Origin of the sequence: Kaistella polysaccharea (assembly GCF_020410745.1) — a bacterium.
Classification (GTDB): domain Bacteria; phylum Bacteroidota; class Bacteroidia; order Flavobacteriales; family Weeksellaceae; genus Kaistella; species Kaistella polysaccharea.
Genome location: NZ_CP084528.1, coordinates 430214 through 447282, shown reverse-complemented (window position 1 = coordinate 447282; position 17069 = coordinate 430214). Strand labels below are relative to the sequence as shown.

Genomic DNA, 17069 nt, shown 5'->3' with positions numbered 1-17069 from the left:
CCATTAAAAAATCAGAATTATGGAAAAAGATATTTTTCAGATTAAAAAAACTCTAAATACAACGGAAGGAGATTTCAATTACTACAGCCTTTCTGAGCTACAAAATCAGGGATACGAAATTGATAAGCTGCCTTTTTCGATTAGGATTCTCTTAGAAAATGCGTTACGTAATTATGATGGCTTTTCAATTACCAGAGAAAATATTGACACTATATTACACTGGACTCCGCAAGGTTCAGATAAAGATATTCCCTTTAAACCAGCACGTGTTTTAATGCAGGATTTCACGGGAGTACCTGCCGTGGTAGATATTGCGGCGCTTCGTGCCGAAGTAGCCAGAAAAGGAAAAGATCCAGATACCATCAACCCGCTCGTTCCCGTTGATCTGATTATCGATCATTCTGTACAAGTTGATTATTTTGGAACAGAAGAGTCCTACGCACGGAACATGGATGAGGAATATAAAAGAAACCAGGAACGCTATCAATTTCTGAAATGGGCGCAAAATTCTTTTGACAATTTTAGTGTTGTTCCGCCAGGAATGGGTATTTGTCATCAAATTAATTTAGAGTATCTCTCCAAAGGAGTCATCGCGCGAAATGGAGAAGTTTTTCCGGATACTTTGGTCGGAACAGATAGTCACACGCCGATGGTAAACGGCATTGGTGTCGTCGCCTGGGGAGTTGGCGGTATCGAAGCTGAAGCAGCGATATTGGGTCAACCACTCTATTTTATTATGCCAGAAGTAATTGGTTTAAAATTAAGTGGTAAACTTCCGTTAGGTTCTACTGCAACAGATTTGGTATTGACCATTGCGAATCTTCTCCGAAAATTTGGAGTCGTAGGAAAATTTGTCGAAGTATTTGGTCCCGGTTTATCCAACCTTTCTGTGCCAGATCGCGCCACGATTGGAAATATGTCGCCGGAATTTGGTTGCACCATTACCTACTTCCCTATTGATGATAAAACTTTGGAGTATATGCGTAAAAGCAACCGCTCCGAAACGCAAATCAATTTGGTAGAAAACTATTGTAAAACCAATATGCTTTGGCGGGAAAATGAAGATAAAATCAATTACACCAGTGTTTTGGAACTTGATCTTTCTACCATTGAACCAACTGTTGCAGGACCAAAACGTCCACAGGATAAAATTCTTCTAAAGGATTTTAAAAATACATTTATTGATCTTTTGCACAATTCTTTTAATCGAAAATACATCAATTATCAAGATCGTGAAATTGAAAAATCTATTACCCGATTTGATAACGAAGGCGGTGATTTACCTGTTCCTGAAGCCGAAGCAAAAGTGATGAATGAAGAAATAGAAACGAAAACGAAAGACGGCTTACAAACGGTTTGGATTACGCGCGGCGACCAGAAATTTATGCTCTCTGATGGGTCCGTAGCAATTGCAGCAATTACTTCCTGTACAAATACTTCCAATCCATTTGTAATGATTGGGGCGGGCTTAGTCGCACGAAAAGCGCGAGAACACGGGATTGATGTAAAACCTTGGGTGAAAACTTCACTCGCACCAGGGTCAAAGGTGGTGACCGATTATCTTGAGAAAGCAGATTTGATGAAAGATTTGGAAGCGCTTCATTTCCATTTGGTTGGTTATGGTTGCACCTCTTGTATTGGAAATTCAGGACCGTTATTACCTAAAATCGCAAAAGCGGTAGATGATAATAATTTAATTGTTACCTCTGTTTTATCAGGAAACCGAAATTTTGAAGCCAGAATTCATCCGCAAGTAAAAATGAACTTTCTGATGTCACCAATGTTGGTTGTTGCATACGCAATTGCGGGACGTGTTGACATTGATTTAACGACCGAACCGATCAGTTATGACTCTAATCAGGAACTCGTTTATCTGAAAGATATATGGCCTACTGATGACGAAATAAATGAAATTTTAAGCCGTGTATTATCTCCAAAAGATTTCGCGAAAAACTACGATGAAATTTTTGACGGAAATGAAATCTGGAGAAATCTGGAAGTTCCTACCGGTAAACTGTATGATTGGGATGAAGATTCCACCTATATTAAAGAGATCCCGTTCTTTCACGATCTTCCAACTCAAACTGAACCTTTACAAGACATTGAAAATGGCAGAGCTTTGTTGGTTTTAGGGGACAGCGTAACAACTGACCATATTTCTCCGGCAGGTGCCTTTAGCGAGACTTCTGCGGCCGGTAAATATCTTTTGAGTAAAGGCGTAAATAAAGAGGATTTTAATTCTTATGGATCTCGCCGTGGAAATGATGAAGTGATGGTTCGCGGAACATTTGCCAATGTGAGAATCAAAAATAAATTAGCCCAGAAAGAAGGAGGTTTTACGTCTTTTTTACCAACTGGTGAAGAAATGTCCGTTTATGAAGCTTCGGTAAAATACAAAGAAGCGCAAACACCACTCATCGTTTTAACAGGCAAAGAATACGGAAGCGGTTCATCTAGAGATTGGGCAGCAAAAGGAACTTTTCTCTTAGGAATAAAAGCAGTCTTGGCAGAAAGTTACGAGCGTATTCATAGAAGTAATCTCGTTGGATTAGGAGTTTTACCTCTTCAATACAAAGAAGGCGATACTGCAGAAAAACTCGGACTTACAGGTAGAGAAGTTTTTTCTATTACGGGAATTGCAAACGATATCAAACCTTTAAAAGAAATTCAAATAACCGCCAAAACAGAAAATGGCAATGAAATTAAATTTACGGTCATCGCCCGTCTGGATTCGTTGATTGAAATTGAATATTACCGAAATGGCGGTATTTTACAATATGTTTTGCGTCAGTTTTTGGAAAAATAAATACAGGTGACCACTAAAGTTAAAAAAGCTTTTAGTGTTATTAAAGTAAAAACTATCCTTTTTAAAAGTTACCAAAATGGGTGACAAAAAAATAAAATCTTTAATTTTTCAACCACAAAAGAGACAAATAAACCATACTAAAAAACAGTTATCCAAAAAGTAAAACTCAGATTTTGCTTAGCTTATAAATTATAAAAAATAACTTTTGTGTCTTTTGTGGTTTTAAAAAAATTAGAAATATACCTTAATCATTAACTAAAATAGTATTTCATGGAAAATCAAGATTTATATCCAGTAACGACGAAAGAGTTGAATGATAAAAAAGCCGCTTTAGCTCCAAAGAATGTAGAAGCCTGGCGCAACTTCAGCAAAACAGTATTTGAAGCAGGCGCTTTGGATGAAAAAACAAAACAACTTATAGCAGTTGCAGTGGCACATGTCACCCAATGTCCATATTGCATCAGATCACATTCTAAACAGGCGATGAGAAAAGGAGCATCAAAAGAAGAAATTATGGAAGCAATTTGGGTCGCTGCAGAAATGCGTGCCGGGGCCGCTTACGCTCATGCAACAATTGCGATGGATGAAATGGAAAACACAAAAACGCACTGATAATTTATTTTGAAATGAACATTTAATAATAAAGGGAAGTAATACGTAAATTTTAGTAGCAATAAAATGCAATTAATTGTAAGCGAAACATTTATCTTTATTATAAATTTCTTCTTATGAAAAATACCAGCTGATGAAAAAAACACTGTTATTCGCCGCAATTCTTGTTCTCAATTTTTTAGGGGCGCAAAAAACGAAAGATAAAAACGGAGGAAAAATAGTATCCAAATATGAAGCAACTCAACCTCATGATTTCTCGGTTCCACCGCCTCCAATCACCACATTTCCTGCCTACTTTCCGACAGGAAATAAGGATTTTTTAAATATGGTAACGGCAAATATAAGTGAGGATTATTTCAAAAATGTTGATCATAATTTAGAGACTCAAATTATTTTAAAAATTGATGTCACCGGGAATGTACTTCATATTTCGGTCTACGGATCGGATGACAGATTTAATGATCATGTAAAAGCAGCCGTAAAGAAGACCACAGAAAATATTAAATGGGAACCTGCTAAAAATAGAGAGGGCAAAAATGTAATTGATATCGTGAGAATTCCTTTTCGACTCAAATCTACGAGTACAAAAACAAAATAAAATGATCGCCATCTGGTTTTGTAAAAACGTAATAGAAAACACATGAAAACACTGATCAAAGACGGACTATTTTTCTCGGGAGACGCGGATGAAAAAGCAATAAAGCAAGATGTACTTATTGATGAATCTGGAAAAATACTGGAAATTGGCCTTAATCTTTCAACATCAGATGAAGAAGTGAAAATTGTTGAGGCAGCAGGAAAATGGATTGTTCCAGGATTTATAGATTCTCACACCCATTATGACGCGGAAGTTCTCGCTTCACCTGGACTAAAAGAATCTGCTCGACATGGTGTTACCACTATCATTTTGGGAAGTTGCTCTGTTTCTGCCGTTTTTAATAATCCGGAAGATACAGCCGATTCTTTCACCAGAGTTGAGGCGATTCCGAGGGAAGTGATGTTGCCTTTGCTGGAAAAAGAGAAAACATGGAACGCGCCGAAAGAATGGAAAGCTTACATCAATACCTTGCCATTAGGAATCAACATTGCCTCATTCGTTGGTCATTCTGATATTCGAATGAAAGCGTTGGGAATTAAGCGTTCTTTAACCGATAATGTTTCGGCGACCGAAGAAGAAAAAGATCAAATGCTCAAAATGCTGAACGATGCTTTAGATGAAGGTTTTATTGGTTTGTCAACAATGGATAATCCGTGGGATAAAATGGATGGAGATCGATACTGGTCTCATAAAACCCCGTCCTTCTACTCTTCCTGGAAAGAAAGGAAAAGCTTAATTGAACTGCTTCGAAAAAGAAATGCAGTTCTTCAAGGTGCACCAAATTTGGTGACAAGAGTGAACGCTTTTAATTATATGTTATCAAGCACCGGAATTTTCAGAAAGCCATTAAAAACGACGATGATCGCCATGATGGATTTAATTGGTGACCGGTATATTTATCCCATAATTGCAACAGCTTCCACAGGTATAAATGTTTTAGGAAATGCGAATTTCAGAATGCAATCTCCGCCTTGTCCGTTTACGGTTTATTATGATGGCGTAGATTCGGTGATGTTTGAAGAGTTTCCAAGTGGAGAAGCGCTGCGGCATCTGGCAAAAGAATTGGATCAAAGAGACGAGCTCATTTCTGACCCGCATTTTCGAGATAATTTTAAAAAAGAAATCAAGAAAAAGTTTGCGCCTAAAGTCTGGCATAAAGACTTAAGTAAAGCAGTAATTATCGATTGTCCTGATAAAAGTTTAATAGGTAAAAACTTCTTCGAAATTGCAGCGGAGAAAAAACAGCATCCCGTTGATGTATTTTTAGATACCATCATTCAATATGATAAAAAAATCAGATGGACGACCACAATCGCAAATGATCGAAAAGAAAAGTACAAAGATCTGTACAATTTTAAATACAATTTAATTAGTTTTTCAGATGCTGGGGCGCATTTAAACAATATGGCGTTCTATAATTTCCCTTTAAAAATGATAAAAATCGTTCAGGAATCCATTGATAAAGGCACTCCAATAATGAGTATGGAAAAATGTATTTGGAGATTAACGAAAGAACAGGGAAATTGGTTTGATTTGGATCGAGGATTTTTAACCAAAGGGAAAATGGCTGATTTGGTGATTATTGATCCAACAAAGTTTGACAATGTCACAGAAAATGTTGAATTAGATGTCATCGAAGAATTCGGGAATTATGAACGATTAGTCAATAGAAATCAGGGTGTTATTTCTCAAGTTTTAGTTGGCGGAAAAACAATTTTTGAAAACGAAGAGTTTGTAACCGACTACGGAAAATCAAAAAAATACGGCAAATTTTTAGAAAAAATGGGAATAGATTAAGTGTAATTTACCAATTCAAATCAAAATGATCACTTTCAAATTTATATCCGTTTTCAAACGGATATTTTTTATATATTTGATTATCAATTGATTCTTATGCAAAACTGTCTGGAATGTGGCGAAAAAATAATCGGCAGAAGCGATAAAAAATTCTGTAATGACGGTTGTAGGAATGCCTATAATAATAAGCATAATAAAGATTCGTCGAATTTGATGCGTAACATTAATAATAAACTGCGCAAAAATCACCGTGTTCTGTCCGAGCAGCGATTTATAGAAGGGAAAGCCAAAACTACAAGAAACAAATTGGTTTCCGAAGGATTTGATTTTGAATATTTTACCAACTTAAAAATTTATAAAAACGGTGCTGAATACCGATTTGTATATGATATCGGCTATAAACTCCTGGAAGAAGACTGGATTTTACTGGTGCGAAAAGAATAAATTATTCTTCTTTGATTAAACGGATTTTATCCTCCAAGATTTCAATCTTTTTATCCCGGTACAAACCTCCGATTGCTTTCTTAAAGTTTTTTTTACTCATTTGAAGTTCTTCCTTAATTTCTTCTGGCGTCGACTTGTCCGATAAATAAATAAGACCGTAATTCAACTCTAATTTATCTAAGATTACTTTTTGAAATTCATCAATATTATCGTAACCTTCGGGTTGTAAAGTCACATCTATTTTTCCGTCTTCGCGAATGGTTTTGATAAAGCCAACTTCTTCGGAAAGAGGGAAAAGTCTTTTGTAAACGTCTGAAGTATAAATGAGTCCGATATATTCTTTATTAATAACAACATTCCAGCCTAATTCACTTTCGCCCGCCACAATCAAATTCACCTTCTCGCCTCGTTGAAAAGGCAGATTATCATAACTTGGATTTTTTTTAAATCTCGTAGTTCCGGTAATCAATTCTAAAAACTCATCGATGTAAACATAAACCAAATATCGCTTTCCTTCCACGATTTTTGCGCGCTGCTGTTTGTACGGAACAAATAAATCCTTAATAATTCCCCAGTCCATAAATGCACCGCTGGGCATACTTTGCACACAAGTCATGATCGCATATTCACCAATTTCTGCGTACGGCCTTTCTGTCGTCGCTTTTAATTTGTCATCATCCTGGTAAACAAAAACTTCCATTTCATCTCCAACTTCTGCATCTTCCGAGGCGAAAATTTTGGGAAGAAAAGCTCTTTCACCCTCATCATCTTCCAGAAATAATCCTGAATAATTTTTTTCTGCAATCTTTAAAGTCTGGGTTTTTCCGATGTTCATATTGAGCGTACCTAAAAGTGAATGTTAATAAGGTGCAAAGATAAGGTATTTTCTGAGGAATTTTCGGGAATGGTTGTTGCTTCGCTTAAAGAAAAAAAACATGAATTCACTTGTAAAATATAATCCAGAATTTGACCAACTTTCTCCGCAGGAAAACCTGGATTTAGACAAAGCTGTACAATCAGTAGAAAAATATATTGAGAGTTCCTCTAAAATTAGCGAAGTTGATTACGCTACACGCGATGCACACTCCAAAACCTATGCAACCGTGAAAGCTTTTTTAAAAATATCGGAAGATTTACCCAACTTTATAACTGAAATTTTTGATCAAAAACACTATGATATTTTAGCTAGATTCTCTAATGGTAATTTGGTAATTAATAAAAAAGGTCGGGATAATCCACTCTACGGATTTTCTTTAAAAATTAAAAATGTTAACGGTCAGGAGGCTAATTTTCCGTTGGTTAATTTTCCGCTATTTCCGACCAATTCACCTTCAGTTTTTCTAAAGTTTTTTACGTCAGTCAATACTTTTTTAATTACCAAACAAGATAATTTCGTAGTATCTTTTTTCGATGTACCACACTTACTAAAAAATGGTTTTTCTCTTATAAGTTCGATGTTTTCCGTTGATGTTACAAAGAAGATCATCAAATTTTTGTCCCATCAAAAAGATTTCTTTTTCTCCTTTAACTATGCCGGAATTGGATGTTATCGACTTGGGAATAATATTATGAAATTGAGTTTAACACCAGAAAATATCAATCCAAAAATCGGCAGGGGTGAACCTCAGAAAGATTCTATCAACTGGTTTTTATCAACGCAAGAATCCACATATCATTTAATGATAGAGCTGTGTGAAAATATCGAAGATCAGCCCGTGAATGATTTGATGAAAGACTGGAAAAATGCCCCTAAATATTGCCTGGGAAAAATTACCATTCCCAAAGCCTCATTAGTTAATTCAGATGATCCTGAAATTGAAAATCTTAATTTTGATCCCTTTGCAAATGCAGAAAATTTGCAGCCTGTAGGAAAGATTCAGCAGATCCGAAAGAAAGTTTACGAAGCGTCGATCTCCACACGAAATCGATTAAATGAACAATGAATCCAATTATAGACACAAAAAAAGAGAAGCCTAAACTTCTCTTTTAATATGATAATAAACCGAACCGCCGATCAATTCTTGAATCTCTCCTTGGCTCTTTTTACTTTTACCTTGGCTCTTCAAAATCGAACCTTGGCTCTTTTTACTTTTACCTTTGCTCTTAAAAATGCAACGCTCTCTTTCCAGTCGCATCCAAAGCAGCTTCTTTCATGGCTTCAGCATACGTCGGGTGCGCGTGAGACATTCTCGAAATATCTTCAGCACTTGCTCTGTATTCCATTGCCACAACCGCTTCTGCGATTAAATCTGCCGCTCTCGCTCCGATCATGTGAACTCCAAGAATTTCGTCCGTTTTTTCGTCAGCGATTACTTTGATGAAACCATCAACATCACCGGAAGCACGGCTTCTTCCCAAAGCACGCATCGGGAAATTACCCACTTTAATGGCAACACCTTCTGCTTTCAATTGCTCTTCTGTTTTACCAACAGCAGCAACTTCCGGCCAAGTGTAAACAACACCTGGAATCAAATTATAATTGATATGAGGTTTTTGTCCAGCGATTAATTCAGCGACCAAAGTTCCTTCTTCAGACGCTTTGTGAGCCAACATTGCTCCTGCTACAACATCACCGATGGCGTAGATATTCGAAACATTGGTTTGTAAATGCTCATTTGTTTTTACTCTTCCTCTTTCGTCTAAGTCAACACCTGCTTTTTCCAGTCCAAGTCCTTTCGTGTATGGACTTCTACCCACAGCAACCAAAACGTAATCCCCTTCGAAAACTACTTCTTCACCTTTTTTATCTTTCGCCGTAACTTTTACGGTATCGCCATTTCTTTCAACAGACTGAACTCCCGTAGAAAGGTTGAACTTCATTCCTTGTTTACGCAAAACTTTGTTCAATTCTTTCGACAAAGCACCGTCCATGGTTGGAATAATTTTATCCATAAATTCTACCACCGTTACTTCAGAACCTAATCTTTTGTAAACAGAACCCAATTCCAAACCAATCACACCACCACCGATAACGATCAGGTGTTTCGGAATTTCTTTCAGTTCCAAAGCTTCCGTAGAAGTAATAATTCTTTCCTTATCCAAAGTAATAAAAGGAAGCGCCGTTGGTTTAGAACCCGTCGCGATAATCGTATATTTAGAATCGACTGTTTCCGTAGAACCATCGTTTTTCGTCACTTTAATCTGAGTTGCAGATTCGAAACTTCCAACTCCTTCGAAAACAGTAACCTTGTTTTTATCCATCAAAAACTGGATTCCTTTCGTGGTTTGATCGACGACTTCACTTTTGCGCGCAATCATTCTTGACAAATCTGCCACCGGATCATTGATGATAATTCCGTGATTGGCGAAATCGTGTTTAGCGTTGTAAAAATGCTCGGAAGTGTCCAAAAGCGCTTTACTCGGAATACAACCTACATTCAGGCAAGTACCGCCAAGAACCGAATATTTCTCGATTAATGCTGTTTTGAAACCCAATTGCGCACATCTAATTGCCGCAACATAACCACCAGGACCGGAACCGATTACAGTAACATCGAATTGACTCATATTTATCTTTTTATGATTTAATTAAAAGTAGGGCAAATTTACGAAATATTTTCACTTTGGATGGTGTGGATTTGGAGAGATTTTCGAGACTTTTTTAGGAGCCGTCTCGTCCAAAAAACGAGATGCTTGCAGTTTATCCTGAACTTGTCGAAGGACTATATCTTTTGCGCCACTTCGTTCTGCAAAAAAATGGAGAATCAAATATTGTTGGGAGAGCTTGAAAAGCTTACTAAGACTTTTTTCTTTTACTATTCACATTATAACAATTGCAGCAGGTTTACGTATTTTAATATTATCTTTATTCTAGTTATGCAGTATGTAAAGTATAATTTTCATACAAAATTAACTGCATAACCAATCGTCTAATTATTTTAATGAGAAAACAATTCTATTTATGCCGCAAAATATAGCACCATCCGACTGGATAAATATTTTAATTTTTATTATGACTCTCGCTTATACTTTTATTTTTTATCAAAAAGTACGAAGGAAAAGAATTATTATGATAATTAGAGATCATTGTTCAGGAGGTACGCTCGATAATTTAACATTAGATCGTAGAAATATCTTTTCCCAAATAGAAGGTGAGCAAGAGCAAATTTTTCACCTAAATGCCACGCTTGTGTTATATGGAGATGAGGATATCCCGCCCACAGATATTTATCATCCTATAACGCTAAAATTTGAAGGAACTAACACTGAAGTATTGCAACATCGAATTGATGGACACACTTTTCTTTTAAATTGCAAGTCTAAAACAAATAATAATTCTATCGAATTTATAACAGACATATTAAAATCTGAAGATTTTATAAATTTTTCAGTTGTTTACAAATCAAAATCTTCCAAATTCTCGGTTTTTCATAGAATACTCAATCTAAATAAAAAAATAAAATTAATTGATCATCGTGTTTTGAATCATAATTGGTTGATGGTTATAATTTCTTTATCATCTGTTTTATTTTTCATTGGAATTTTGGTCGCAATTACTGGAAATGATATTTTTAATTTCACCAAAATAAGAGGAGCTGGACGGCTACTTTACCCACTGCTCCTGAATAGTACATTATTGATCGTTATCAATTTATTTGATTTATTTCAATTTTATAAATTTAAAAAATTTTAATAAAAAAAAATATATCCTCCGCTGCCGCGCTAATCGTTTCTTGCAATAAATAATAAAAACTTTTGATTTAGATGAAAATTCCCACAATCCACGGCTACATCGACAGAAGAATTTTAATCAACTTCACCGCGGATCCAAAATCGGTAGAGAAAATAATCCCATTTCCTTTTCGACCAAAAATTTATAAAGACAAAGCCATCGTCGGAATTTGTTTGATCAGACTAAAAGATATTAAACCAAAAGGATTTCCAGATTTCGTGGGCGTAAATTCAGAAAACGGAGCGCACAGAATTGCCGTTGAATGGGACGAAAATGGGGAAACAAAATCGGGCGTTTACATTCCACGCCGAGACACCTCTCTAAAATTGAATGCCTTTGTAGGCGGTCGACTATTTCCTGGCAAACATTATCTAGCAAAATTCAACATACAAGAAGCAAACGGAAATTATCACATCGACTTTAAAAGTTCAGACGATACCGTAACATCCATTGATGCAACTGAAACCAATTTTTTTAATGAGAACTCAATCTTCAAAACATTAGAAAATGCTTCTGACTTTTTTGAAAATTGCGACCTTGGATATTCTCCTAACAAAGATAAGTTCGATGGTTTAAGATTGAAAGCTTACAAATGGGAAGTTCAACCGCTTGAAGTTTCAAATGTTAAATCAAGTTTTTTTGAAAATGAAGAAATCTTTCCAAAAGGTTCTGTAACTTTTGACAATGCTTTATTGATGAGCAATATTGAACATGAATGGAAAAGCGAGGATGAGAAATGATTGCTTATGATTTTATCTTAAATCGAATGTTATAATCTGAGAAAAGATAGCGCTCCGCTGGAGCGCAACATTTTTATTATTTATATTTCTACACATATATCACTCCTCCGGAGCGAAATTCAATTCACACTACAGAATCTACTAATCTATGTTCAAAAAACCGCAGATTGTCATTCCGAAGAAATCTCAGCGTTTTAGATTCCTTCGGAATGACAAAATACTGCGTTAGATGCTTTTACCGCAGAATTCCTTTTAATAAAATAAGGAACAATTAATAAGTTAAGGATAACAAAAAAAGGCTGTCTCAAAAATGAAACAGCTCCTTATTATTTACATCAAAACAAAGTTTTACCCACACTTACTATTCCCGCAATTCTTGCAGGTCAGGCAACCTTCCTGATAAACCACTTGATCAGAACCACAACTTGAACATTTTCCAGTGGCTTCGGTTCCATCGGCGATGTAGCGTTTTAAAGCACGCGCAACTCCGGCTTTCCAGTTGTTGATGGATTCAGAATCGAGTTCTAATCGGTTGATTAATTCGACGGCATTTTCAATCGGCATTCCGTGTCTTAAAGTTCCTGAAATCAGTTTTGCATAATTCCAGAATTCCGGTTTGAACTTGTGAGAAAGTCCTTCAATCGTCGTTTTGTAACCGCGCTGATTTTTAAACTGGAAATCATAACGCGATTTTCCATTCTCATCCTGATTTTTAATAATCACGCCATCATTCACCCAACGAGGAACTGAAATCCCTTCTTCATCGTCGGCTAAACCAGTGAAAATTTCGTAAGGTTTACCTTCAATTAAACCAACAAAAGCAATCCATTTTTCTTTATTATTCTGAAAACGAACGACATCGGCTTCTAAAATATGTGGTCTTTTAGTCGGGAAAACTGACGTAATCATTTCTGCATTATCATCTTTTTTCTCATCTGCGGAAATCAACACTCCGGAACGTGAACCGTCGCGATAAACCGTCACACCTTTGCAACCAACTTCCCACGCTTTGATGTAGAGTTGGTTCACCAATTCTTCCGTCGCATCATTCGGAACATTAATCGTCACCGAAATCGAATGATCCACCCATTTCTGAATCGAACCCTGCATTTCTACTTTACTCAACCAGTCAACATCATTTGAAGTTGCTTTGTAATAAGGCGATTGCTCAATAATTTTATTTAATTCTTCTTGAGAATAATTTCTGTCGGTGTCGATTCCATTGACTTCCATCCATTCTTTAAAACGGTGGTGGAAAACCAAATACTCTTCCCAGGAATCGCCCACTTCATCCACAAAATCCACGCGAATATCCTGATCATTTGGATTAACTTTTCTGCGTCTTTTATAAACCGGCATAAACACAGGTTCAATTCCAGATGAAGTTTGCGACATTAACGACGTACTTCCAGTTGGTGCGATCGTCAATAAAGCAATATTTCTTCGTCCGTATTTTTTTAAATCTTCATACAAATCCGGATCGGCTTCTTTCATTCTTAAAATGAATGGATTCTTCGCTTCTCTCTTAGCATCATAAATTGCAAATGCTCCTCTTTCTTTCGCCATTTCTACCGATGAACGATACGCAGCCAAAGCCAATGTTTTATGAACCAAAGTTGAAAACTCATTTCCTTCTTTACTTCCATATTGAATTCCTAAAGCAGCCAACATATCGCCTTCTGCTGTAATTCCAACGCCGGTTCTTCTTCCTTCAATAGTTTTGTGACGGATTTTTGTCCAAAGATTTTTCTCTGTTGCTTTTATTTCATCACCTTCCGGATCGGATTCAATTTTAAGAAGAATTGCATCAATTTTTTCAATTTCTAAATCGATGATATCATCCATCATTCTTTGCGCATAACCAACGTGCTCTTTGAATAATTCAAAATTAAATTTCGCTTTTTTTGTAAACGGATTTTCAACATAAGAGAAAAGATTCACCGCCAACAATCGGCAAGAATCATACGGACACAAAGGAATCTCACCACACGGATTTGTGGAAACTGTTTCGTAGCCGAGATCAGCATAACAATCTGGCAGAGATTCATTAATAATCGTATCCCAGAAAAGAATTCCCGGTTCTGCAGATTTCCAGGCGTTATGAATAATTTTATCCCAAAGATCAGTTGCTTTTATTTCTTTCTGAAACTTCGGATTTGCACTGTGAATCGGATATTTCTGAATGTAATTTTCCTTATTGACAACGGCTTTCATAAACTCATCATCGATTCTAACGGAAATATTGGCACCCGTAATTTTTCCCTGCTCCAATTTCGCATCTACGAAATCTTCGGAATCCGGATGATTTACAGAAACAGAAAGCATCAACGCTCCTCTCCTACCATCTTGGGCAACTTCCCGCGTCGAATTAGAATATCTTTCCATAAACGGAACCAAACCAGTTGAAGTCAAAGCAGAATTCTTTACCGCAGAACCTTCCGGACGAATGTGTGACAAGTCGTGACCAACTCCACCACGGCGTTTCATTAACTGGACTTGCTCTTCATCAATTTTCATGATGCTTCCGTAAGAATCACTTTGAGTTCCGCTGCCGATTACAAAACAGTTTGAAAGAGAAGCGATTTGGAAATCATTTCCAATTCCCGTCATTGGACTTCCTTGTGGAATAATATATTTAAATTTTTTAATGAGATCAAAAACCTTTTCTTCCGAAAGGGCATTTGGATATTTCGCTTCAACTCTGGCAATTTCTGACGCAATCCGGTGATGCATATCGTCTGGATTTTGCTCGTAAATATTACCTTCTGAATCTTTTAAGGCATATTTACTCACCCAAACTTTGGCTGCTAAATCGTCACCTTCGAAATATTGTAATGAAGATTGAATTGCTTCATCGTACGTATAAGTTTTTCTTTTTTTTGCTAAGGCAGTTGCTTCCATAATTATTTTTTTGACGAAATAAATATACAGAACTATCTTTTAATAAAAAATTGTTTACAAATAATTTAACTTAAACCATTAATTAACAGTGTAATAAATATTTATAAAAGATGGAAAGTTTACAAAAAATAAAATTTAATGTATGATTAAAGTCATAGATGTACTAAAAAATTAAAAAGTTAAATTATTTCGGTTTTTGAAAAATATAATACCTAGGAAAAGATAGGAGAAAATAGTTACTGAAAAGTTGAGCATAGATAAAATTAAATGTTCTGAAGTGAATCTCGAATATCTAACCCATTGTGTATTCATATATTCAATATCAATTAAATGATATAAAAATGGATTTGCCACATATAGAAGTTGACCGAAAATTAATATAAAAATTGAAAATTTAAAAAGGTTCTTATCTAGAATTTTACTATTTAAAAGTAAATTTTTCAAAGATAAAATTCCAAATATGATTAGCGCAAAGTTTATGATCGTTGATATAACAAAAATGAGCCAAAAATCTACATTGAAATGTAACAATAGATCTCGAACTAACCTGCTTGTAAACTCCGAAATCATTGTCACAGATAGGAAAAAGAAAATTGCACTCGCTGAAAGTACAAGTAAATTTTTATTTACAGATTGGGTAATATTTTCCATTGAAGTAAATTTAATTGCAAATATTCTCAAAAAGATCTTCGTATTTTTTTAAAATAAAATCTTTTGAAAACCGGGAAGAAATGGAATTTTTGATGGCTTCAGAATCATGAGTTTCTTTAAGAATACTCAAAATCTTACTGGAAAATTCCTGATGGTTTTCAATAATATAAATTTCACCGTTAATTCCAGGCTGGATAATTTCCGTAATTCCACCCGGACAATTATTTGCAAGAGAATAAGTACCGCATGCTCCTGCCTCCAACAAAACATTTGGAAAACCTTCGTAACGGGAAGAAAGAATGAACAAATCTGCGAACTTCAAAAACTGATAAGGATTTTTATGCTGCCCGTGGAAGATGACGTTTTCTAATCCCAAATCTTTTTTCATTTGATGAAGAAAATCTTTATCTCGTCCATCTCCTAAAATGTGAAGCAGAATATTTTCATTTTTTAAATGACTGAAAACTTTTAATAAATTATCAAAACCCTTTCTGGAAGACAGATTCCCGATCGCAACGGTATTTTTGAAATCATCTTTGAACGTTTCCGGCTTTTCTGAATTAGCAAGTTTTTCATTAATAAAATCAAAATCCACGGGATTATTAATCTTAATTAAATTCTCTTTTCTGATTTTAAAATTCTCAATCAGATCATTTTGCATGTCATCGCTCTGACAAATAATCTTATCGTAGTTATTGTAGAAATTATAAAAAAATCGGATTTCTTTTCTGGTAACATGTTGCGAAACAACATTGGTTTCACGCGCTATAAATTTTATCTTCGGGAAAAATTTAATAAACAAAGCCAAATAAGCATTGACTTCTCCAAAACCACTGAGAACAATGTCGGGTTTTCTCTTGCGGATCTCCTTTAAAATAGGTTTTAAAGAATGGCGAATTCTGGGTGTTTTTAAATCAATAACTTCAACATCATCTTTTAAAAATTCAAGATAACCACCTTCCTTACGCAACAGCATAATTTTGGGTTCAAACGTGGAGCGTGGCAAATGATTCGCAATTGTGGTTACAATTCTTTCAGCACCGCCAGTTTCTAAATCGGGAAGAATAAATAGAATAGAGATTTTTTTCATGCGTTTATAAAAACCTTGTCAAGGTTTGAAGCCTTGACAAGGTTGATTGCTAAATTACAACAATTCGGGAAAGTCTTGGGAATGGTTATTTAAAATATGATTGACGAGAAACCGGTGATTTTTATGATCGAAGAAAATGTACCAAGAAGTTTGATTGTTGGCTTTGTAGCGAAGATATTTCTTACCGTATTTTTGAAATTTTTCAGGTGAGGTTTTAACGAGTGGAGAATCTATATTAGCGTCTATAAAATGATAAATTTTCTCAGCATAATGCACTGCACTTTCCTCAAAACTAAAATACTCTTTAAAGATTAGAATATCTATTAAATCATTTATCTGAATCTCAAATATTTCCCTGTAAACAATTATTTTTTCCAAGGCAAACTTCTAATGTGTTCGCTTGTTCTTCTTCTCATTTCTTGACTCGAGATTCCCTTTGCAAATCTTTCATCAAAATCATCTTTAACCGTATATTCTGATTGATTATCAGAAACCACGGAAGAAGGTTCTTCGGAAGCCATCGTTTCAAGATGAGCTGCAACGTTCTCCATGAGCTCTTCAGAAGTCATTCCTGCTGCGAACTGTTCATCAAAACCATCTTTTACAATCGTCTCAGAATTTATATCTGAAATTAAGGAAGAGGATTCATGAACATTTTTTAAATCGAGCATTTTTTGGAGGACTTCTAAATCGTAGGTGTTTTCAATCCACTCAATTAAATTGTTTTTGATTTCTATCATTGAATTATCCATGGTATA

Annotated in this window: 14 protein-coding genes; 8 read left to right on the top strand and 6 right to left on the bottom strand. The window is 35.5% G+C overall.

Going from position 1 to position 17069, the window contains the following annotated elements:
• The first annotated feature begins 19 nt into the window (after positions 1–19).
• The 5 genes from acnA (at position 20) to LC814_RS01945 (ending at position 6257) form a co-directional block, all read left to right on the top strand.
• Positions 20–2806 carry an aconitate hydratase AcnA gene (gene acnA / locus LC814_RS01965; protein ID WP_226064673.1) on the top strand — a complete coding sequence of 929 codons (2787 nt, stop codon included), beginning with the start codon at positions 20–22 and terminating at the stop codon, positions 2804–2806.
• Positions 2807–3076: 270 nt separating this feature from the next.
• A complete protein-coding gene (locus LC814_RS01960) occupies positions 3077–3418 on the top strand; it encodes a carboxymuconolactone decarboxylase family protein (RefSeq protein WP_226064672.1) in 342 nt (113 codons plus the stop codon).
• A gap of 133 nt (positions 3419–3551) precedes the next feature.
• On the top strand, positions 3552–4016 hold the full coding sequence (locus LC814_RS01955) for a hypothetical protein (protein ID WP_226064671.1): 465 nt from the start codon (positions 3552–3554) through the stop codon (positions 4014–4016).
• Positions 4017–4058: 42 nt separating this feature from the next.
• Positions 4059–5813: an N-acyl-D-amino-acid deacylase family protein gene (locus LC814_RS01950; protein WP_226064670.1), complete on the top strand. Its 1755-nt coding sequence runs from the start codon at positions 4059–4061 to the stop codon at positions 5811–5813.
• A gap of 96 nt (positions 5814–5909) precedes the next feature.
• Positions 5910–6257, top strand: a complete 348-nt coding sequence (locus LC814_RS01945) for a hypothetical protein (RefSeq protein WP_226064669.1) — start codon at positions 5910–5912, stop codon at positions 6255–6257.
• A 1-nt stretch (position 6258) separates the two neighbouring features.
• On the opposite strand, the gene LC814_RS01940 is transcribed toward LC814_RS01945, so the two are convergent.
• Positions 6259–7092 (bottom strand): CvfB family protein, encoded by an 834-nt coding sequence (locus LC814_RS01940; RefSeq protein WP_226064668.1) that lies wholly within the window; start codon positions 7090–7092, stop codon positions 6259–6261.
• A gap of 100 nt (positions 7093–7192) precedes the next feature.
• Between LC814_RS01940 and LC814_RS01935 the strand changes: the two genes are divergently transcribed.
• The gene (locus tag LC814_RS01935; RefSeq protein ID WP_226064667.1) at positions 7193–8200 is read left to right on the top strand and encodes a catalase family protein; all 1008 of its coding nucleotides are present in this window, start codon (positions 7193–7195) and stop codon (positions 8198–8200) included.
• Between the two features lie 160 nt (positions 8201–8360).
• Here LC814_RS01935 and lpdA read toward each other — a convergent pair whose 3' ends face one another.
• Complete coding sequence (gene lpdA / locus LC814_RS01930; RefSeq protein ID WP_226064666.1) at positions 8361–9764, bottom strand: dihydrolipoyl dehydrogenase; 1404 nt, start codon at positions 9762–9764, stop codon at positions 8361–8363.
• Between the two features lie 394 nt (positions 9765–10158).
• Here lpdA and LC814_RS01925 point away from each other — a divergent pair, with 394 nt between their 5' ends.
• A complete protein-coding gene (locus tag LC814_RS01925) occupies positions 10159–10890 on the top strand; it encodes a hypothetical protein (RefSeq protein ID WP_226064665.1) in 732 nt (243 codons plus the stop codon).
• 71 nt (positions 10891–10961) lie between these two features.
• Entirely contained in the window at positions 10962–11669 is a 708-nt protein-coding gene (locus tag LC814_RS01920) for a DUF2071 domain-containing protein (protein WP_226064664.1), read from the top strand.
• Positions 11670–12017: 348 nt separating this feature from the next.
• Here the strand turns inward: LC814_RS01920 and LC814_RS01915 are convergent, their stop codons facing one another.
• From LC814_RS01915 to LC814_RS01900, 4 genes are all read right to left on the bottom strand, one after another.
• On the bottom strand, positions 12018–14570 hold the full coding sequence (locus tag LC814_RS01915) for an adenosylcobalamin-dependent ribonucleoside-diphosphate reductase (RefSeq protein WP_226064663.1): 2553 nt from the start codon (positions 14568–14570) through the stop codon (positions 12018–12020).
• 661 nt (positions 14571–15231) lie between these two features.
• Positions 15232–16311 (bottom strand): glycosyltransferase, encoded by a 1080-nt coding sequence (locus LC814_RS01910; protein ID WP_226064662.1) that lies wholly within the window; start codon positions 16309–16311, stop codon positions 15232–15234.
• 54 nt (positions 16312–16365) lie between these two features.
• Entirely contained in the window at positions 16366–16689 is a 324-nt protein-coding gene (locus tag LC814_RS01905; RefSeq protein ID WP_226064661.1) for a hypothetical protein, read from the bottom strand.
• Positions 16677–17063 carry a hypothetical protein gene (locus tag LC814_RS01900; RefSeq protein WP_226064660.1) on the bottom strand — a complete coding sequence of 129 codons (387 nt, stop codon included), beginning with the start codon at positions 17061–17063 and terminating at the stop codon, positions 16677–16679. Before LC814_RS01900 ends, LC814_RS01905 begins: the two co-directional genes overlap by 13 nt.
• Between the last annotated feature and the right edge of the window lie 6 nt (positions 17064–17069).